27 protein-coding genes and 1 tRNA gene are annotated in these 18,824 nt (G+C 63.9%); 18 read left to right on the forward strand and 10 right to left on the reverse strand.

The features are described from left to right. The first annotated feature begins 35 nt into the window (after positions 1–35). The 4 genes from ribH to FXB38_RS24535 all read left to right on the forward strand — a co-directional run bounded on the left by ribH (position 36) and on the right by FXB38_RS24535 (position 4,558). Complete coding sequence (gene ribH, locus FXB38_RS24520) at positions 36–527, forward strand: 6,7-dimethyl-8-ribityllumazine synthase (protein ID WP_148753521.1); 492 nt, start codon at positions 36–38, stop codon at positions 525–527. Between the two features lie 3 nt (positions 528–530). Continuing rightward, entirely contained in the window at positions 531–1,025 is a 495-nt protein-coding gene (gene nusB, locus FXB38_RS24525) for a transcription antitermination factor NusB (RefSeq protein ID WP_148753522.1), read from the forward strand. 176 nt (positions 1,026–1,201) lie between these two features. Beyond that, complete coding sequence (thiL, locus tag FXB38_RS24530) at positions 1,202–2,200, forward strand: thiamine-phosphate kinase (protein WP_148753523.1); 999 nt, start codon at positions 1,202–1,204, stop codon at positions 2,198–2,200. Between the two features lie 237 nt (positions 2,201–2,437). After that, complete coding sequence (locus tag FXB38_RS24535; RefSeq protein ID WP_148753524.1) at positions 2,438–4,558, forward strand: sodium-translocating pyrophosphatase; 2,121 nt, start codon at positions 2,438–2,440, stop codon at positions 4,556–4,558. 70 nt (positions 4,559–4,628) lie between these two features. On the opposite strand, the gene FXB38_RS24540 is transcribed toward FXB38_RS24535, so the two are convergent. Next, positions 4,629–5,630 (reverse strand): Bug family tripartite tricarboxylate transporter substrate binding protein, encoded by a 1,002-nt coding sequence (locus FXB38_RS24540; RefSeq protein WP_148753525.1) that lies wholly within the window; start codon positions 5,628–5,630, stop codon positions 4,629–4,631. A 123-nt stretch (positions 5,631–5,753) separates the two neighbouring features. Beyond that, positions 5,754–6,239, reverse strand: a complete 486-nt coding sequence (locus FXB38_RS24545; protein WP_027529962.1) for an outer membrane protein assembly factor BamE — start codon at positions 6,237–6,239, stop codon at positions 5,754–5,756. 98 nt (positions 6,240–6,337) lie between these two features. Here FXB38_RS24545 and FXB38_RS24550 point away from each other — a divergent pair, with 98 nt between their 5' ends. The 7 genes from FXB38_RS24550 (at position 6,338) to FXB38_RS24580 (ending at position 11,075) form a co-directional block, all read left to right on the forward strand. Beyond that, entirely contained in the window at positions 6,338–6,889 is a 552-nt protein-coding gene (locus FXB38_RS24550) for a ubiquinol-cytochrome C chaperone family protein (protein WP_148753527.1), read from the forward strand. Continuing rightward, positions 6,886–7,467, forward strand: a complete 582-nt coding sequence (locus tag FXB38_RS24555) for a YceD family protein (protein WP_148753528.1) — start codon at positions 6,886–6,888, stop codon at positions 7,465–7,467. Before FXB38_RS24550 ends, FXB38_RS24555 begins: the two co-directional genes overlap by 4 nt. A gap of 301 nt (positions 7,468–7,768) precedes the next feature. Further along, the gene (plsX, locus tag FXB38_RS24560) at positions 7,769–8,830 is read left to right on the forward strand and encodes a phosphate acyltransferase PlsX (protein ID WP_148753529.1); all 1,062 of its coding nucleotides are present in this window, start codon (positions 7,769–7,771) and stop codon (positions 8,828–8,830) included. Then, complete coding sequence (locus tag FXB38_RS24565; RefSeq protein ID WP_148753530.1) at positions 8,827–9,807, forward strand: beta-ketoacyl-ACP synthase III; 981 nt, start codon at positions 8,827–8,829, stop codon at positions 9,805–9,807. The genes plsX and FXB38_RS24565 overlap by 4 nt, the downstream gene beginning before the upstream one ends. Before the next feature lie 134 nt (positions 9,808–9,941). After that, positions 9,942–10,283: an integration host factor subunit alpha gene (locus tag FXB38_RS24570; protein ID WP_177243187.1), complete on the forward strand. Its 342-nt coding sequence runs from the start codon at positions 9,942–9,944 to the stop codon at positions 10,281–10,283. A gap of 26 nt (positions 10,284–10,309) precedes the next feature. Next, positions 10,310–10,888, forward strand: coding sequence for a MerR family transcriptional regulator (locus FXB38_RS24575; RefSeq protein WP_148753531.1), 579 nt, complete (start codon positions 10,310–10,312; stop codon positions 10,886–10,888). Positions 10,889–10,997: 109 nt separating this feature from the next. Next, positions 10,998–11,075: transfer RNA gene (locus FXB38_RS24580), tRNA-Pro, on the forward strand. Positions 11,076–11,180: 105 nt separating this feature from the next. On the opposite strand, the gene FXB38_RS24585 is transcribed toward FXB38_RS24580, so the two are convergent. The 8 genes from FXB38_RS24585 to FXB38_RS24615 all read right to left on the reverse strand — a co-directional run bounded on the left by FXB38_RS24585 (position 11,181) and on the right by FXB38_RS24615 (position 15,711). Further along, positions 11,181–12,044 carry a hypothetical protein gene (locus FXB38_RS24585; RefSeq protein WP_246230096.1) on the reverse strand — a complete coding sequence of 288 codons (864 nt, stop codon included), beginning with the start codon at positions 12,042–12,044 and terminating at the stop codon, positions 11,181–11,183. An 8-nt stretch (positions 12,045–12,052) separates the two neighbouring features. Beyond that, complete coding sequence (locus tag FXB38_RS44645; RefSeq protein ID WP_283812762.1) at positions 12,053–12,178, reverse strand: hypothetical protein; 126 nt, start codon at positions 12,176–12,178, stop codon at positions 12,053–12,055. Between the two features lie 331 nt (positions 12,179–12,509). Beyond that, complete coding sequence (locus FXB38_RS24590) at positions 12,510–13,658, reverse strand: tyrosine-type recombinase/integrase (RefSeq protein ID WP_148753532.1); 1,149 nt, start codon at positions 13,656–13,658, stop codon at positions 12,510–12,512. Then, positions 13,633–13,884 carry a hypothetical protein gene (locus FXB38_RS24595; RefSeq protein WP_148753533.1) on the reverse strand — a complete coding sequence of 84 codons (252 nt, stop codon included), beginning with the start codon at positions 13,882–13,884 and terminating at the stop codon, positions 13,633–13,635. The genes FXB38_RS24590 and FXB38_RS24595 overlap by 26 nt, the downstream gene beginning before the upstream one ends. After that, positions 13,881–14,261: a hypothetical protein gene (locus FXB38_RS24600; protein ID WP_148753534.1), complete on the reverse strand. Its 381-nt coding sequence runs from the start codon at positions 14,259–14,261 to the stop codon at positions 13,881–13,883. Before FXB38_RS24600 ends, FXB38_RS24595 begins: the two co-directional genes overlap by 4 nt. Beyond that, positions 14,258–14,773: a phospholipase gene (locus FXB38_RS24605; protein WP_148753535.1), complete on the reverse strand. Its 516-nt coding sequence runs from the start codon at positions 14,771–14,773 to the stop codon at positions 14,258–14,260. Before FXB38_RS24605 ends, FXB38_RS24600 begins: the two co-directional genes overlap by 4 nt. A 63-nt stretch (positions 14,774–14,836) precedes the next feature. Next, the gene (locus tag FXB38_RS24610) at positions 14,837–15,049 is read right to left on the reverse strand and encodes a hypothetical protein (protein ID WP_148753536.1); all 213 of its coding nucleotides are present in this window, start codon (positions 15,047–15,049) and stop codon (positions 14,837–14,839) included. After that, complete coding sequence (locus FXB38_RS24615; protein ID WP_246230098.1) at positions 15,049–15,711, reverse strand: XRE family transcriptional regulator; 663 nt, start codon at positions 15,709–15,711, stop codon at positions 15,049–15,051. The genes FXB38_RS24610 and FXB38_RS24615 overlap by 1 nt, the downstream gene beginning before the upstream one ends. A gap of 82 nt (positions 15,712–15,793) precedes the next feature. Between FXB38_RS24615 and FXB38_RS43015 the strand changes: the two genes are divergently transcribed. The 7 genes from FXB38_RS43015 (at position 15,794) to FXB38_RS45325 (ending at position 18,759) form a co-directional block, all read left to right on the forward strand. Then, complete coding sequence (locus tag FXB38_RS43015; RefSeq protein ID WP_187435121.1) at positions 15,794–16,078, forward strand: hypothetical protein; 285 nt, start codon at positions 15,794–15,796, stop codon at positions 16,076–16,078. Beyond that, a complete protein-coding gene (locus FXB38_RS24620; protein WP_148753538.1) occupies positions 16,075–16,488 on the forward strand; it encodes a hypothetical protein in 414 nt (137 codons plus the stop codon). The genes FXB38_RS43015 and FXB38_RS24620 overlap by 4 nt, the downstream gene beginning before the upstream one ends. 125 nt (positions 16,489–16,613) lie before the next feature. Continuing rightward, positions 16,614–16,931 (forward strand): hypothetical protein, encoded by a 318-nt coding sequence (locus FXB38_RS24625; RefSeq protein WP_148753539.1) that lies wholly within the window; start codon positions 16,614–16,616, stop codon positions 16,929–16,931. After that, positions 16,924–17,283, forward strand: coding sequence for a hypothetical protein (locus tag FXB38_RS24630; RefSeq protein WP_148753540.1), 360 nt, complete (start codon positions 16,924–16,926; stop codon positions 17,281–17,283). The genes FXB38_RS24625 and FXB38_RS24630 overlap by 8 nt, the downstream gene beginning before the upstream one ends. Then, the gene (locus FXB38_RS24635; protein ID WP_148753541.1) at positions 17,280–17,615 is read left to right on the forward strand and encodes a hypothetical protein; all 336 of its coding nucleotides are present in this window, start codon (positions 17,280–17,282) and stop codon (positions 17,613–17,615) included. Before FXB38_RS24630 ends, FXB38_RS24635 begins: the two co-directional genes overlap by 4 nt. Continuing rightward, a complete protein-coding gene (locus FXB38_RS24640; RefSeq protein ID WP_148753542.1) occupies positions 17,612–18,256 on the forward strand; it encodes a DUF6551 family protein in 645 nt (214 codons plus the stop codon). Before FXB38_RS24635 ends, FXB38_RS24640 begins: the two co-directional genes overlap by 4 nt. Further along, positions 18,253–18,759, forward strand: a complete 507-nt coding sequence (locus FXB38_RS45325) for a hypothetical protein (protein ID WP_488226226.1) — start codon at positions 18,253–18,255, stop codon at positions 18,757–18,759. Before FXB38_RS24640 ends, FXB38_RS45325 begins: the two co-directional genes overlap by 4 nt. The last annotated feature ends 65 nt before the right edge of the window (positions 18,760–18,824 follow it).

Here is an 18,824-nt window from a genome sequence, read left to right on the forward strand (position 1 = left end):
TACATAGCGCCGACCCCAGTAAACGGATTGAGACGATGGCAGACGCGCGGCGCGCACCCCTGAAGGACCAGACCGACATTTCCGGCGCACGTGCGCTGATTGTCGAGGCGCGGTTCTATGACGATCTCCAGGACGCGCTTCTGGACGGCGCGGTGGCCGAACTGAAGACGGCAGGCCTGACGCACGACGTCATCACGGTTCCCGGTGCGCTGGAGATCCCGGCGGCAGTGGCGATCGCGGTCGACGCGGCTGCGGCGAACGGCAAGCCCTACGACGCGGTGGTCGCGCTCGGCTGCGTCATCCGCGGCGATACCATCCATTTCGAGATCGTCTCGCAGGAATCCTCGCGCGCGCTAATGGATCTTGCGGTGGTGCGAAAGCTGCCGCTCGGCAACGGCATTCTCACCGTCAACAATGAGGACCAAGCCTGGGCGCGGGCGCGCGCCAGCGAGCTCAACAAGGGCGGCGATGCCGCTCGCGCGGCGATCGCGATGCTCCGCATCAAGCGCCGCCTGGCGCGGGCCTGAGCCATGGCTGACACCAGGAAGCCGGCGGGGCTTACGGAGAAGAAAGCGAACCGGCGCGGTGCGGCACGGCTCGCGGCCGTCCAGGCGCTGTACCAGATGGACATCGCCGGCGCCGGCATCAACGACATCTTTGCGGAGTTCGAGAGCCACTGGCTCGGCAACGAGGTCGAGGGCGATACTTACCTGCCGGCGGAAGCCGCATTCTTCCGCGACGTCGTCTCCGGTGTCGTGCGCGACCAGAAGAAGCTCGACCCTCTGATCGACGAGGCATTATCGAAGGGTTGGCCGCTGAAGCGGATCGAGGCGATCCTGCGCGCGGTGTTGCGGGCAGGGGCCTATGAGCTCCAGCACCGCAAGGACGTGCCGGGCCGTGTCGTGGTCTCCGAATATGTCGACGTCGCCAATGCCTTCGTCGACCGCGAGGAGACCGGCATGGTCAACGCCGTGCTCGACCAGATCGGCCGCCAGTTTCGCGGTGATGAGTTCGGGCGGGGGTAGGATCAGGCGGAGGGCGGTGAACTGATGCGATGCTGCTGCCCCATACTCCGGTGTCATGCCCCGCGAAGGCGGGGCATCCAGTACGCCGCGGCCTATCGATTTCATACGAACGTCTCTGGAATACTGGATCGCCCGGTCAAGCCGGGCGATGACAGCGGTATGTGGGGTTGACGCTGATGACCACTCCGCACAATCCCTCCGCCGAAGACTCCCTCATCGCGCGCTACTTCAAGCCGCTGGCGACCGATCCCGGTGCGTTCGGGCTGGTCGATGACGCCGCGATCCTGTCCTCGTCCGGCGACGACATCGTCGTCACCACCGATGCCGTGGTCGAGGGCGTGCATTATCTTGCCACCGATCCGCCCGATACCATCGCGCGCAAGGCGCTGCGGGTGAACCTGTCCGATCTTGCCGCCAAGGGGGCTGCGCCCGCCGGCTTCGTGCTGACTCTGGCGCTGCGCGGCAAGGAGGATGCCTGGCTCAGGCCGTTTGCGGATGCGCTCGGCGAGGACGCCGAGAGCTTCGCCTGCCCGCTGCTCGGTGGCGACACGGTGTCGACGCCGGGACCGCAGATGATCTCGATCACCGCCTTCGGCCGCGTGCCGAGGGGGCGGATGGTTGGCCGCACCGGCGCACGGCCGGGCGACGTTATTTTGGTGACGGGGACGATCGGCGATGCCGCGCTCGGTCTCGACGTGCTCACCGGCGGCGCGGTGGCCACAGCGCTGGCACCCGATCCAGCTGCGAGAGACGCGCTGATCTCGCGCTATCGGATCCCTCAGCCGCGCAATGTGCTGGCGCAGTCGGTGCGCGACCACGCGACAGCGGCGATGGACGTGTCCGACGGGCTCGCCGGCGACCTGACGAAACTCTGCGCGGCGTCCGGCGTCTCCGCCACGGTCAATGTGGCGAGCGTGCCGCTCTCGGCCGCGGCGGCAGGGCTGGTTGCCCGTAGCGCCATTTGCGTTGAGACGCTGCTTGCCGGGGGCGACGATTACGAGGTGCTGTGCACGGTATCGTCGGAACAGAGCGATGCGCTGATGGAAGCGGGGCGGGCGGTGGGCCTGGCCGTCACCGCGATCGGCACCATCGTCGCGGGCCATGAGCGGCCGCGTTTCCTGGACGGGCAGGGCCAGGAGTTGACCTTGAAGCGTCTGTCCTACAGCCACTTCTAGCAATTGCGCCGGGCCGGCGGCCGGGCGCGCGGGATTAGGTCTAAATACTTGCCGAGATCGGCTTTTTCGGCCTCATCCGGCGTTGCACCCTCAATTTGATTTTGGCAAGCTTGTGACCGACCAGGGCCACACCTTCTGCGAGGGGCGGCCCTGTTCAACATAAGGGCGCCGCACCGCTTGACGGAAAAACAAAAGGCGCCGGGGGTACGTACATCAAGGATCTGAGGCAAAAATCACATGACAGCATTATGGTTGATTGTGCTCTGCGGAGTGCTTTCCGTCGTCTACGCGATTTGGGCGACGTCTTCGGTGTTGAGTGCGGATGCGGGGTCACCGCGCATGCAGGAGATCGCGGGAGCTGTGCGTGAAGGCGCACAAGCGTATCTCCGGCGCCAGTACACCACGATCGGCATCGTCGGCATCGTCATCTTCGTGCTGCTTGCCTATTTCCTTGGGCTCTATGTCGCGATCGGCTTTTTGATCGGCGCCATCCTGTCGGGGGCGGCCGGCTTCATCGGCATGAACGTCTCGGTCCGCGCCAATGTGCGCACCGCCCAGGCCGCGACGACGTCGCTCGCCGGCGGCCTCGAGCTCGCCTTCAAGGCGGGTGCGATCACCGGCATGCTGGTGGCGGGTCTCGCGCTGCTCGGCGTGACGCTCTATTTCGGCTTCCTGGTCCACTCGCTGAAGCTCGCGCCCGATAGCCGCACCGTGGTCGACGCCCTGGTGGCGCTCGGGTTCGGCGCGTCCCTGATCTCGATCTTCGCCCGTCTCGGCGGCGGCATCTTCACCAAGGGTGCGGACGTCGGCGGCGATCTCGTCGGCAAGGTCGAAGCGGGCATTCCCGAGGACGATCCGCGCAACCCGGCCACGATCGCCGACAACGTCGGTGACAACGTCGGTGACTGCGCCGGCATGGCCGCCGATTTGTTCGAGACCTATGCTGTGACCGCGGTCGCAACCATGGTGCTCGCGGCGATCTTCTTCGCCAAGACGCCGATCCTCTCCGACATGATGACGCTGCCGCTCGCCATCGGCGGCATCTGCATCATCACCTCGATCATCGGCACGTTCTTCGTCAAGCTCGGGCCGAGCCAGTCGATCATGGGCGCGCTCTACAAGGGCCTGATCGCAACCGGCATCCTGTCGCTGATCGGAATCGCCGGCGTGATCTACTACCTGATCGGCTTCGGCAAGCTCGACGGCGTCGACTACACCGGCATGTCGCTGTTCGAATGCGGAATCGTCGGCCTCGTCGTCACCGCGTTGATCATCTGGATCACCGAATACTACACCGGCACAGACTATCGCCCGGTGAAGTCGATCGCGGCGGCGTCGGTGACCGGCCATGGCACCAACGTGATCCAGGGCCTTGCGATCTCGATGGAAGCGACCGCGCTGCCCGCGCTCGTCATCATCGCCGGCATCCTGGTCACCTACAGCCTCGCCGGCCTGTTTGGCATCGCGATCGCGACCGCCACCATGCTGGCGCTGGCCGGCATGGTTGTCGCGCTCGACGCGTTCGGCCCGGTGACGGACAACGCCGGCGGCATCGCCGAGATGGCGGGCTTGCCGAAGGAGGTGCGCAAGTCGACCGACGCGCTCGACGCGGTCGGCAACACCACCAAGGCGGTGACCAAGGGCTACGCGATCGGCTCCGCCGGTCTCGGCGCCCTCGTGCTGTTCGCGGCCTACAACCAGGACCTCAAGTTCTTCATCGCCGACTCCGCGCATCATGCCTACTTCGCCGGCGTCAACCCGGACTTCTCGCTCAACAATCCGTACGTGGTGGTGGGCCTGTTGTTCGGCGGTCTGCTGCCGTATCTGTTCGGCGCGATGGGCATGACCGCAGTCGGCCGCGCGGCCAGTGCGATCGTCGAGGAGGTGCGTCGCCAGTTCCGCGAGAAGCCGGGCATCATGCAGGGCACCGACAAGCCGGACTACGGCAAGGCGGTCGACCTGCTCACCAAGGCGGCGATCAAGGAGATGATCATCCCCTCGCTGCTTCCGGTGCTGTCGCCGATCGTCGTCTACTTCCTGATCTACGCCATCGCGGGCGGCGGCTTCGCCGGCAAGTCGGCGGCGTTCTCGGCGGTCGGCGCGATGCTGCTCGGCGTGATCGTGACGGGCCTGTTCGTCGCGATCTCGATGACCTCGGGCGGGGGCGCCTGGGACAACGCCAAGAAGTATATCGAGGACGGTCATTTCGGCGGCAAGGGCTCTGATGCCCACAAGGCCGCCGTGACCGGCGACACCGTCGGCGATCCCTACAAGGACACGGCGGGCCCGGCGGTGAACCCGATGATCAAGATCACGAATATCGTGGCGCTGTTGCTGCTGGCGGTTTTGGCGCACTGAGCCGCGACGACACAAGACAAAACCCCGCGGCGCGAACCGCGGGGTTTTTGTTCCTGGTGGCAGCGCAAGGCTACTGCACATCCATCTGCAGGCCTTCCTTCTGGATGATGCCGGCGAACTTCTTCGTCTCGGCGTCCACGAAATCCGCGAATTGCTGCGGCGTGCCGTAGTCGGCGCGGGCGCCCATGGCGGTGATCTGCTTCTTCATGTCGTCGCGCTCCAGCATCGCCTTGACCTGCAGATTGAGCGCCTCGAGCACGGGGGCCGGGACGCCCTTCGGCAGAAACACCGAGAACCATGACGACACATCGAAATTCGCAAGCTCCGGCGCGCACTCGCGCATGGTCGGCAGGTTCGGTGCGAGATCACTCCGCTCGGTCGTGGTGACGCAGAGGCCGTTGAGCGTGCCGTTCTGAACCTGCGGCAGGCTCGGATAGAGATTGTCGAACAGGATCTGAATGTCGCCGGCAAGCGCGGCCTGAAGCGCAGGCCCGGCGCCACGGAACGGGATGTGCGTCATCTTCAGCCCGGTGAGCTGGAGGAACCAGGCGCCGGTGAGGTGAGGGCTCTGGCCGACGCCGGAGGAGGCGTAGCTGAGCTTGTCCGGATTGGCCTTGAGAAAGGCAATCAGCTCGGCGACCGACTTGATGCCGGTCTTCGGATGCGCCGACACGATGTTCGGGATCCGGATCATGTTGGACACCGGTTGGAGCTGATCCGGCTTGTAGCCGAGGTTCTTGAAGATGCTGTAGGCGATCGCGTTCGGACCGGGGTTGCCGATCAGGATGGTGTGACCGTCGGCCTTGGATCGAACGACCTCGGCCGTTCCGATCGTGCCACCGCCGCCCGAGCGATTCTCCACCACCGCGGTCTGGCCCCAGGCGGACTGGAGATGGGCCGCGAGCAGCCGCCCCATCACGTCAGTCGAGCCGCCGGCTGCAGCCGGCACGATGACGCGGATGTTCTCGGTCGGCTTCCAGTCCGCAAGACTCGACCGCGGCAGGATGGCTGCGGCCGACAGACCGGCGGCACCGGCGAGCACGCGGCGGCGAGACAGAACTTTGTTGGGCACGAATCCACTCCCTGCTTCTTGTTTTGCAGCGAGCGTATGGAACCCGGCGTGCAACGGCAAGTCGCATTGGGCGGCGGGCGGAGAGCGGCACGACGCCGCAGGCCGAAATGTCAGCTCACGATCTCAGTTAAAACTGAGCAGCTTGAACAGCGGCGCGAGGTAGCTCATCTCCTGACCCGAGGTCGGCGTGGTTCGGCTGATGGAGTCGAAGATCTTGCCGTCCTGGAGGCCGTAATTCGCAAGGCGGCGCACGCGCCGGTTCTTATCGAAATAGACGGCGATCACGCGCTGGTCGACCACCTTCTGGTTCATGAAGGCGACCATGCGCTCCGAGCGCTGCGAGATGTAGTAAAACACTTCACCGTCCAGCGTCGCGACCGTGGAGGGCGTGCCCATCACGATCAGCACCTGGTCCTGGCTCGCGCCGATCGGAATCTGCTCGAGTGCGCCGGGCGGCAGGATGTAGCCCTTCTGGAATTGCTCGCCGGTGCATCCCGCGAGGGCGCCACCGACCAGAGCCACGGCCGCAAGCATGCGCAAGCCGCGCCAGCGTGCATAAAGGCCGCGCCGCTTGTCTGCGCGCAGGCTGGTCTGGTTCGTTATCGTCATAGCGGAACTGATTCCGTCCCCTTGCGTCGCGCGAGGCGCTGAAGTACCGGGCGGAGGTTCTGAATGCAACTCGCGCGCGCCCGCTTGCGGAAACCACAATGCTTTGGCCGTTCAATCACTTCAGGAAACCCCGGCTAGCCCCGGCCGGCACCATTGAGGCCATCTATGGCATGATCGTGACGCAGGCGCGAGAACCCATATTTTACCGGGACTTGGGCGTGCCGGATACGGTTAATGGCCGTTTCGACCTGTTGCTGCTGCACCTCTGGCTGTTGCTGCGGCGCTTAAGGACCGCGCAGGGCGGGGTGGAGCTGTCGCAGGCCCTGTTCGACCGCTTCTGCGAGGACATGGACGACAATCTGCGCGAAATGGGCGTAGGCGACCAGACCGTCCCGAAGCGGATGCGGGCCTTCGGCGAGGCCTTTTACGGCCGCGTCCAGGCTTACGACCAGGCGATCGACGCCGGCGCCGAGGGGCTGGCGCAGGCGATCTGCAAGAATATCTTGAACGGCGTCGGGCTGGATCAGGCGCAGCGGCTTGCCGGTTACGCACAGGCCGCGAATGCGGGTCTCGGTCAGATCGACGATCCCGCGCTACTGCTCGGATCCTTCAAATTTCCCGCACCGCCTCGCGAGGATGGAACGTTATGAGCCGACCTTTAGCCGCAACTGAGCCCGACCCCTGGCGCGCGCCTGTGACCGTTGCGCACATTCCCGACACCGGCTTGCACCGTGAGCTGGAGGCCTCGGCCGCGGAGCGACAGGCGATGGCGGGTCTTGCGGGCGTGCACGACATTCTGTCGGCTCAGGCCACCTTTGATGTCGTGCCGAAGAGTGGCGGCCGGCTCCAGGTCACCGGCCGTGTTCGTGCCCGGGTCGGCCAGACCTGCGTGGTCACGCTCGATCCGATCGAGAGCGAGATCGACGAGGAGATCGATCTGACCTTTGCGCCAGAGGCCAAGACGCGACGGTTGGAAGACCTGATCGAGGAAGGGCAGGACGGCGAGGAGCCGACGGAGGTCGCCAATCCGGCGGAGGCCATCGTCAACGGAATCATCGATCTCGGCCGTATCGCGACCGACGCGCTGTTCCTGGCGATCGATCCCTATCCCCGCAAGCCCGGGGCCGTGTTCGAGGCGGAGGTCACCGCACTCGACCCCAAGGACCATCCGTTCGCGGCGCTGGAGGCGCTCCAGGGGAACAAGCGGGGCAAGAAGAAAGACAAATAGCTGGGCATTCCCCGTAGCACCGCTGTGCTACGGGGGTGTGAGGTGCTTGCGGCGCTGGTTTGAAAGCTCACTCCAGCTATTTGATATTTAAGTTGTTTTTGTGAATTCGAGCATCCGCTAGCGGATCGCCCTTAATCCAAAAGGCTGGGGGCAAGAGGTTGTTTCGGGATAACAAAACGCTATTGTCCCGGCTGGTCCGGGTGCGGCGTGGCGCTTGGCCGGTCGCCATGTCCATGGCGAACCCATTTCGCGGTCCCGCTAGCGGCGGACGACCGCGCCAGACCAGGTTTCCGGGATTTTGATGCCAAGCAAGGTTCGTATTGCGCTTGACGCCATGGGGGGCGACGTCGGCGCCCCTGTCGTCATTCCAGGCGCGGCCGTCTCGCTCGGCAGGCATCCCGAGACCGAGTTCCTGCTGGTCGGGGACCGCGCCAGGATCGAGCCCGAGCTCGACCGCCACCCCAGGCTCAAGGCCGCTTCCCGGATCATTCATACCGACGTTGCCGTCAGCGGCGAGGACAAGCCGAGCCAGGCACTGCGCCGCGGCCGCAAGACCTCCTCGATGTGGCTTGCCATCGACGCGGTGAAGAAGGGGGAGGCGGATGTTGCCGTTTCCGCCGGTAATACCGGCGCGCTGATGGCGATGGCGCGCTTCCATCTACGCACGCTGCCTGGCATCGACCGCCCCGCGATCACCGCAGTGTGGCCGACCATGCGCGGCTCGTCCGTCGTGCTCGATCTCGGCGCCACGATCGGCGGCGATGCGCGCCATCTGGTGGCGCTCGCGGTGATGGGCGCGGCGATGGCGAGCGTGGTGTTCGGCAAGAAGCGCCCGACGGTCGGCCTGCTCAACATCGGGACCGAGGAGATCAAGGGGCACGAGGAGATCCGTGAGGCCGGTGAAACCCTGCGCGCGATGAACCTGCCGGAACTCGATTACATTGGCTTCGTCGAGGGCGACGGTATCGGCAAGGGGCTGGCCGATGTGATCGTGACCGAGGGCTATAGCGGCAACATCGCGCTCAAGGCCGCCGAAGGAACCGCGCGCCAGATGGCGGACTTGCTTCGGAACGAGATTCAGCGGAGCTGGCTCTCCAGGCTCGGTTATCTCTTTGCCCGCAATGCCTTCCAGGCCCTGCGCGACAAGATGGACCCGAACAAGTCGAACGGTGGCGTGCTGCTCGGGTTGAACGGGCTCGTGGTCAAGAGCCATGGCGGGATCAACGCCGAAGGCTTTGCCTATGCGATCGATGTTGGATATGACATGGCCAAATTCGATCTTCTGAACAAGATCAATCAGATGCTTAACCGCGATGGAGGCGCGCTCGGTTCCGCGCCAACCGCGCCGGAGGATGTTTCGTGACCAAGATTCGTTCGGTCGTGCTCGGCTGCGGCTCCTATCTGCCGGAGCAGGTGATGACCAACGCCCAATTGGCGACGCGCATCGACACGTCCGACGAGTGGATCGTGCAGCGGACCGGCATCCGCGAGCGCCACATCGCCGCCGATGGCGAGTTCACCTCGCACCTCGCGATCAAGGCGGCGCAGGCCGCGCTCGCCGATGCGGGGCTGGGCGCGCAGTCGATTGACCTGATCGTGCTCGCGACCTCGACGCCGGACAACACGTTCCCTGCGACTGCGGTTGCTGTGCAGCACGCGCTCGGCATCAATCACGGCGCGGCCTTCGACCTCCAGGCGGTGTGCTCGGGCTTCCTGTTCGCGCTTGCGACTGCCGATAATTTTCTGCGCTCTGGCGCCTTCAAGCGCGCCTTGGTCATCGGTGCCGAGACCTTCTCGCGCATCCTCGACTGGAACGACCGCGGCACCTGCGTGCTGTTCGGCGACGGCGCCGGCGCGGTCGTGCTGGAGGCGCAGGAGCAGCCGGGCAAGGCTGCAACCGACCGCGGCGTGGTAACCACGCATCTGCGCTCCGATGGCCGCCACAAGGCAAAGCTGTTCGTCGACGGCGGGCCATCCTCGACACAGACGGTGGGCCATTTGCGCATGGAAGGCCGCGAGGTCTTCAAGCATGCGGTCGGCATGATCACCGACGTCATCGTCGATGCCTTCGAGGCGACCGGGCTCAATGCCGACAGCATCGACTGGTTCGTGCCGCACCAGGCCAACAAGCGAATCATCGACGCCTCCGCCCACAAGCTCCATATCGCGCCGGAGAAGGTGGTGCTGACGGTGGACCGTCACGGCAACACCTCCGCCGCCTCGATCCCGCTGGCGCTGTCGGTGGCGCGCAAGGACGGCCGCATCAAGCGCGGCGACATGATTCTCATGGAGGCGATGGGCGGCGGCTTCACCTGGGGCTCCGCGCTGGTGCGCTGGTAAAGCCACATTCGATAAAATTTTGCCGGAATTGGCCGCGATTATCGATGCGTCTGCATTGATGAGCGGTGTTGACCGCTGTAACGTAAGCTCATAATTTCAGACGACAATTGTTCGCCGTGATGTGGGGCAGGGCGATGACCGATACAAGTAAAACCGTAACGCGTGTTGATCTCTGTGAGGCCGTCTACCAGAAGGTGGGACTGTCGCGCACGGAATCGTCCGCCTTCGTGGAACTCGTGCTGAAGGAGATCACCGACTGCCTTGAGAAGGGCGAGACGGTGAAATTGTCCTCGTTCGGCTCCTTCATGGTCCGCAAGAAGGGCCAGCGCATCGGCCGCAACCCGAAGACCGGCACCGAGGTGCCGATCTCGCCGCGCCGGGTGATGGTGTTCAAGCCATCGGCGATCCTGAAACAGCGGATCAACGCCCAGCACCGCACCAATGGCGACGCCAGCAAGGCTCAACCCGAGGCGTAAGCCGCCCCGCGCGAAGGATTTGGCATTTGGACAAGGCGCCGGATGCGTTCCGAACCATCAGCGAAGTAGCGCAGGAACTCGACATTCCGCAGCACGTGCTGCGGTTCTGGGAGACGCGATTCTCCCAGATCAAGCCGATGAAGCGCAGCGGCGGTCGCCGCTATTACCGCCCGGACGACGTCGATCTGCTCAAGGGCATCCGCCGTCTGCTCTACGGCGAGGGCTACACCATCCGCGGGGTGCAGCGGATCCTGAAAGAGCACGGCGTCAAATCGGTGCAGGGCCTGGCCGACGGCTCGGCCGCGGTCTCGTTCGGGGCGATCGAGGACGCCATCGGGGCAAGCCTGGTGGAGCCGGACGACGAGGCGCCCATCAAAGGCGTCACTGAAGCCGACGAAAACGACTACCAGGGCGACGAAGAGGAGGGCATCGACTTCCGCTTCGCGGAGGTCGACGACGAGGACATCCTCACCACCTTCCGCAAAGGCGGCACCCCCGCCGGGCCCGCCGGCCCCAGTGCGCTGGATCGCGAGCGGCTCGGACGGGTGCTCGCCGACCTCGTTGCCTGCCGGGAGATGCTCGATCAGGCGCTGAAGGACGGCTGAGGCGGTTTCCGTCCTCTTTGCGGTCGGTTCCGGGGGCTTTGGGCGAAGACACCAAAATGGTTTGGCTCGCCTTGCGCAAAGCAGCGATCCTAGCTAATGGAACGACGTTCGGAGCGTGGCGCAGCCCGGTTAGCGCACTAGTCTGGGAGACTAGGGGTCGGAGGTTCAAATCCTCTCGCTCCGACCATTTTTCTCAATGAAATCAAATTAGTTTTAAGGCGGTCGGTTCACGGCCGATCGCCCGTTTACATTTGGTTTACAGTTTTGTTCGGGCGACGTTCTCACCGTGCCTTCATTCGAGCTTGGAGAAGGACTTCCCACTATCCATGTTCATGACGTGCTTTGGGATCCCCGCCTGATTGGCGACAAGGCGCCATTTCCGGCGAAACTCCGCCGTTGACCAGGGCAATCCAGTTACGTCGTTTATGACGATCGGCCCATCATGAGGGAGATGATCTCGAGTGAGTTGCTCGACAGAAACTCGGGCACAGATCGCTAGCTCCTCCATGACCATCGTTGCGTTCTTGATGTCAAATTGAACCTCTGGCGCTCGCTTGCTGCCGACGTGCCGCAGAATGAACCTTTCATCCAAATCGGACCACCGCAGACCCTTTACCCATTTCTCCTCTCTGCCCTCAGTCTCACGTCTCACGCTAGAGTGCTCGGCTTCGTTGATGGGGACCCACTCGCCTATGACCGCCCTTTGATTTAGGCGGAGCTCAAATTGAAGCGCTTGGGCGAGAGCTAGTGAATACCAGCCGAACCACTCGCGCGCCTTTGCTCTAATTTGCCTCGCCTGTTCCGACGATAGCGTTTTCCTACGAGGCAGAGGCCTTTCGAATCGCATTTCGGTCATCAGCTCGGCTAACCGACGGCAGTCCTTGTTTTCGAGAATGGTGGCTCCAAACCGCAGCACCACCCGCAGGCGACTGATGAGCGAATGCGCTGTGGCGATTTTCCCCTTGCCAAGCCAGCCGTCGTGCCAAGCGACCAGATTACGAGCTCGAATTTGTTTGAGTGAGCGATGCCCGTGTTCTTTTGTGATCCGCGCAAGTAACCTCTCGTGCTTAACGCGCACTCCATGACTCAATTTTCGAAACGACGACTGAGGGTCAGTACGATAGCTTTCGATCAATCCGCCCACTGTATCCGGCATCAGAATTATCAACCGCGCAGGTAGGCCGAGAGAACAACGGCAACAATCACGATGGTGCCAAGAATGCCTAAAATGCCTTCGGCGCGAATTTGAGTACCAAGAAATTTAATGTCGAGTCGTTGGGGATGCCGCATTGCGTTTCCAATCTGAAGCCGTGAGGTGGTCGCGTTGATTGATCGCATCGCTCGGCCCGCGCACAACTGCCCCAAATCAAAAAAACGCGAACGCGTATCCTTTCAAAGACTTAGCAAAATGCGGTTGCATGCGCGCTCTATGGCGAAAGAGCGCTGATGGCATTTCCGGACGCACACTATACGGCTAAGTGGTTGCTGGATCTGCGAAATCTTCGCGCAGGGCGGATCGCGAGTAGGCTAATCAGTCAAGGACTGTGACTGACACCATTCGAACGATAAGCAAATCAATGACTTAAGTTGTTGCTCGCTCTCTAGCATAGAGCGCGCATGACTAACTCGTCGTACGATAATTCACGTTTGTTGTGGATCTGCTCGCTTGAGACTTGTCCCGATGGTCCTCTAGCTTCTTGATCGCATTCGCCGCCAGCACGCCGCGCCGTGCAAGATAGAGGTCAATCACCTTCTGCGCCTTGTCGACGCTCCAACATAGCGCCTCGGCTATCTCGGGCGCGGTCGCGCCTGCCTCGGCCAGTAGCGTCGCGGCCGTGCCACGGTTGTCATGGAAATTGAGGTCGGAGGTTTTGACGCATTCGGCGCTGGCGGCGTTTGCCTTTCCGTTGATGTCGTCGACCTTGTCGCAGTCCTCGCGCCAGTGCTCGTTGAAATACCGCTTGGTGTAGGCCTTGCCCGTCGGCGTCAGCATCACCAGCGCGCCGGCCTTCGTTTCCTTGAGCGCGTCGAGATGCGCCTTCAGCTCGCGCGTCGCCGGGATCCAGAGCAGCTTGCCGGTCTTGGTCGAGCGGATCTGCACGCGCTGCCCGTCATAGCGTGTCCAGGGAAACTTGCGCACGTCGCTGGCGCGCATCGCGGTGTTGCGGACCATGATCATCGCCGTCGCCATGGCGGGCCGCGCCGTGCGGATGAACTGCTGCTGCAGCTCCTCCGGCCAGGTGAGCTCCGACCGGTTGCTCTTGTAGAGCCGCGCGAAGGTGTCGAGCGGATTGAACTTGATGACGGCCTTTTCCTTCGCGTAGGACAGCACGCGCGCCAGCGCCGCCACCAGATTGTCGGCTGATCGCGGCGAGCCCTTGCCGAGCTCGTTGTGCCAGGCGAGGGCGTCCTTGCGAAACTCCAGCGCATCATCGGCGTCGTTGAACGTGGCGGCGGGGCAGCTGCCCCAACGCGCTTCGATCCGCTTCAGCTTCCAGACATACTGCTTCCGGTGCTCTTCGCTGAGGCCGTCGAAATAAGCGGACTGGTCGAAGTGCCGGATGAGCTGCACCATGGTGTCTTCGCCCCTGGTGCGCATCTTCTTCTCGGCATCAGCGTAGCTCTCCGCGAGCCTCGCTTCATCGAGCGGCAGGCCTGTCGCGCGATGATAGAGGTGGACCTTGATCGATCCATCCTTCTGCCGCTTCTTGACGCGATGGATGCCCTTCAGCTTCAGCGGCTTGTCAGGCGGCTTGGGTCTTCCGCGCATTCTCGGCCTTCCAGCGCTGGTAGGGGGTCAGCTCGGCGGCGTAGTCTGTCACAAGGCCGGAGGCGCGGTCCAGAGCCGCGTCGAGGGCTTTCCGGTCCCATCGGTTGGTGCCCGGGATGGCCTTGGGGACGATTCCCTTTTGGAGCCAACTGTCGAACGCTGCCAGCGTGTTACAGCCGCAATAGGCTGCAGCCTCATCCTTGGTCAGGCAGCGCTTCTCGGTCATGCGCCGGTGTCCGGGGCGCGCCAGCTGAGCGGCGCCTCGAGCGCAAGCATGGATAAAAGGCCGCTGCTCCCTGCAGATCCCGGGGCGGCCAGGACTGTTTCCGACGGAGGGGCTTGCGAGGCCTTGGCCGGAAGCAGGAGCGGCGGAGTTCCGGTCATGGCGTCGGAGACAGCGCTCTGCCGCGCTTCCAGCAGCGCGTCCTCGGCGAGCACGGCCACGTCGCCGTAGCGGAAGCCGCCGGCGGCGAGCAGGCGAATCGCCTCGCGCTCGGTCTCGGGAATGCCGACCTTGCGCAGATGTGCAGCCATGGCGACAACGATATCCCTGCCATTGGCAGGGCCGCGGCTAGCGAAGCTCGCGGGGCGAAGCAAGGTCATGCCACCACCTCAGCCATCTGCTTCTCCTGCCGCCGCTGCGCGACGATGCGCGCGGCGTCGGTGTGCTGCTTCAGCTGCGCTCCGGTCCAACCCATGCGAATGAGGTCAACATAGACGACGCCATCGGAGCGCGTGGTCTGCAGGACGAAGTCGTCGGCGAGCTGGTTGACGGCCGCGGGACCGTCGAGATCGGCGCGGCAGGGCGCGATGGCGGCCGGCGCCAGTCGCTCGGCGAGGTCGGCCTTGTTCTGCTCGGCACGGGCCTTGAGCGCGAGCTCGGCTTCGTAGGCGCTGCGCGCGGCGAGGCAGGAGTGGATCGAGGCGTTGCGCATCATGCGCCGGCCGGTCGCGTCCATCACGGGCAGGATGTGCCGCCCAGCCTTGGGATGCATCAGATCGAGGAATCGACGGATGTTCGGCAGGTAAGCGAGGCTGTGCAGCTTCAGCTGGTACTTGAAATCGCTCTCTGAAATGTCGGCTTTGGAAATGTCTTGGGCAGGCTGTCGCGGCATGTCCGTCTCCCGTTGCGAAGCGGGAGGGAATATCGATATCTACACGAAAGATGTCAACACGAATTATGTTTGAGTGTGGCTGACCATCCAAACCAGATAGAGGATGCCGGCGCCGAGGCCGACTACGACCAGCTTGAAAAACAGCGTGAAGGCGCGGCTTGTCGTCCGGTCGATCGCCTGCATGGCGGGCACGGGCAAGACCCAGCCCAGCACGATCCGGGCCGCCGCAAAGACGATCCCGCCGCCGATCGCGATCACTAGGATCACCGCAAGCATCAGGCCTTCTCCTTCAGCGCGCGCTGCATCAGCCGTCGCTTGCCGGCAGCATCAAGGCTCCTCCACTTGCCGCGGCGCACGACCGAATGCACTTCGGTGGCGCTCTGGATCTTCACATTGCGCATCGGCGGGGCGTTGAAGCTCTCGAGGTCGAACTGGCCTTTGCGGGCGCCGGCCACGATCCGCTTCAGATAGCGGCTGCCGTCCGACGTCGTCACCAGCGTCTCGAAGTTGAGCAGCTCGAACGGCGGCTGCTCGCGCTTGACCACGATGATGATATCGCCGTCGTCGTAGCGCGGGAACATGGAATCGCCCGCCACCCGATAGGCTGCGGCGTTGTCCGGCAGCTGGTAGGGCACCTCGATCTCCTCGATCCCATCGGGCCCGGTGTTTTCGGCGCTGGTGTCGACCACGCCGCCGGCGCCGACCAGGCCCTCGACGATCACGACGTTGCGGCGCGCCTGCGATCCCTCCTCGGTCAGCAGCCAGCTGGCCGTGACCTTGAATGCCCTGGCGTACCTCTCGGCGACATCCACAGAAAATTCATTCTGCCCGTTTTCGTGCGCGGCATAGGTCGACGTCGGCCAGCGAAATTTCTTCGCAGCCGCCATTGCCGAGCCATATCCGGCCTTTTTCCGCGCCGCGCGCAGGCGCTCACCCATGGTCTCCATGGGGCCATAATCACAAATCGTGTTGACACAAGTCATGTTGACCTCATCAACATGAATCATGTAATTCGGCGTCATGGCACACGCTGATTCGCGCAGCACAGGTTCGGGAAATGCCCCGTCAGACAAGACGGTCTCCGACGTGTTCGCCGTGTTCGGCGGTCCGGCCGCCTTCGCGCGCACCTTCGGCCTGAAGAATCCGTCGACGGCTTCGGAGATGAAGCGGCGCGAGAGCATCTCGGTCGGCCTGTGGCCGGCGATCGTGGCCGAGGGTGCGGTCCTTAATGTCGAGTGGCTGACCTACGAATGTCTCACGCTGATGCACGCTAAAACCTCACAGCTGGCTGGAGAAGCCCGATGAGCCGCAGCATGCGCAAAGGGGCGAAAAACGCCAAATTGGCCGCCTTCCAGATCCGGAAGGAGAGCTTCCGCGCCGGGAATCAGATTTCCCCAGTCATGCAAAAAGTGAAGAGCTTGCTGCCGGCCGGTACCGCCGCGAAAACGCTGGCGTTTTTGCTCGATGAGCAGGTCAACGCCTGCGAAAAGCTGCTCTGTGGCGCGCGGGCCGAGAATGCCGAGATCCTGGCCAAGCTGCTCTGCCTGAAAGAGCACGACATTGGCCGCCAGGTGCTGCTCACCCTCGGTGAGGGCCGGAACGTCGATTACATCGAAGAGGTTCGCCGCCGCGCGTCGCTCAAGGCGATGAAGCGCAACCTCGACGAAGCCAGCCAGCTCTATGCGAAGGCCCTGCAAGCGGAGATCTCAGGCTGATGGCGCGCACAACCGACATCCGCGAAGGGCCGATCATCTAGCCCCTCGCACGACCCAGTAACCCACAAGCGTTTCGAGCCCAACCGCCGCAGGACATGGTCCTGCGAACGAGGAGACATGTCTTCATGATTGCCGCGAAGATCCTGATCTCGATCGCATTGGTTTTCATCGCGCTCAGTCTTGCATGCGCGATGACGCTTGGCCGGCGGCAGCGACACCCGTCGGCCAAGCCCTCCTTCGGATACACGCGCGAACAGCTCGTTGCGCTGACCTCGCGTGCGCACGTCCGGGCCGCTGCAGATCCGATGGATCTTCGGCGGCCTCTTTCATTCAGCTCCGCGCGGTCGCCCTCCGCCGGCGAGGCGGACGGCGGGGGCCTGGTGCAGCCGGGGCTATCCGCCGTCCGCAGTTTCTCCGTGATCAGGGGAGGGCGCGATGGCTGACCAGCTGCCGTTCTCCTCGCGCCAGGTGGCGAACATGCTGGCGGTGCGCGCCGTCAAGCATGCCTCCGAGTTTCTTGGGGGGAAGTTCGGGCTGACTCTGCTCGGCATGCACGCCGAACAGCTGCAGCTCGACCTGCTGATGAGCGATCCGCTGGCCAATGGCCTGCTCAATCCGGTGCGGCTGCTCAATCTGGCCATATTGTCGACGGCGCGTCTCACCGCAGAGGTGGCGGCTGGTGAGATCGAAACTGCCGCGCGGCTTGATCGCTGGATGCATGTCATCGGCTCGTTGGCCGAACTCGTCCAGCACGAGCGCGCCCGGTTCGCGCGAGAGCATGGAGCCGCCGCATGAGGCCGCTGTCTCAAACGCTCACGGAGCTGATCGGCTTCACCGAAGAGATGCTGACCAAGCCCGCGCGGCACCATGGCTTGGCGGCCGAAACGCGATTTCCCTTGCTCGCCCAGGAGATCCGCGATGCCGACAAACGGCCGTCGGAAGGCATCCGGGCGACGTCCAGCGGCATCGCGATCGTCGCGTGCCCCGAGGCCTATTTCGCCGGCGAGATGGACCCGACGTCGCGCTGGCTGGCCGCGATCGGCGGCCTGCTGCCACTGCTGCGCGGCGAGGCCTGGCAGGCGCTGCGGAATGAGAAGGAAGCGGCCGGGGAGGGGTATCGGCGATGAGCCAATTGCGCCCCATCAAGCCGATGACAGCCCCGGATTTGAAGCCCGCGACCGAGTTCGGGCCGAAGCCGCGGGCCATTTGGGTGACACCCACCAGCCTTATGGTCGACGGCACCTATCAGCGCGATCTTTCCGAGCGGTCGATCCGATTGATCCGGCGCACCATCGAAACCTTCCGCTGGAATCGCTACAAGCCGCCGATCGCGGTGCAGATGGGGCCGGCCACGTTGCACGTGATCGACGGCCAGCACACCGCCATCATCGCTGCAACGCTGAAAATCCCTGAGATCCTGATCGTGGTCGTCGGCGCCGACACCGTCGATGAGCGAGCGCGGGCTTTTGTCGGTCACAACTCCGACCGCATCAAGGTGACGCCGTTTGACATCTATCGCGCGCTGCTGGCCTCCGGCGATCCCGACGCCGTTGACGTCGACAACGTCTGTAAGCGCGCCGGCGTCCGCATCCGCGATATCTCGCCGTCGTCAGCGATCGCTGAAGGCGATACGGCCGCGCTCGGCCTGGTCAGGGGCCTGGTCAAGCGTCGCGGCGTGGTGCTCGCGCGCAAGGTTTTGCAATGCCTGGTCAAGGCCAAGCGGGCGCCGATCACGGGGGCGGAGATCCGATCGACGACAGGGGCGTGATCCACGGCGCGCGCTCGATCATGTCCGGCCGGGTCGAGCCCGACGACAGTTTGGATTATTTCCCGACGCCGCCCTGGGCGACGCGCGCGCTGTTCGAGCACGTGTTCGACCACCTTAAGATCGACGCGCAGCGCTATAGCGCGCGCGAGCCCGCCTGCGGCGAGGGCCACATCGCCGAGGTGCTCGAAGAGTACTGCGCCGAGGTCTTTGCCGGCGACATCTTCGACTACGGCTATGGCGAGGTTGGCGACTTCCTCAACGAGCACACCAGCCAGACCGCCGATCTCTTCATCACCAATCCGCCGTTCGACGAGAAGGCCGAAGCGTTCCTGACGCGCATGCTGGAGACCACTGATGCAGTCGACGCATTTGCAGGTGCCGCTGAAGAACCTTCGTCCAGGTCACGAGGCGCCGAACCATCCCGGCAACGCCCGCGTCACCGGCCGCGAGGACGGCATTGCCGAGCTTGCTGCGCATATCCACGCCCGCGGCAAGATCGATGACTTGCTCGTCTATGACGACGGCGTGCCGCACACCTATTTTGTCGCCAATGGCAACCGTTCGCTGG

Source organism: Bradyrhizobium cytisi (genome assembly GCF_008123515.1).
Classification (GTDB): Bacteria; Pseudomonadota; Alphaproteobacteria; order Rhizobiales; family Xanthobacteraceae; genus Bradyrhizobium; species Bradyrhizobium cytisi.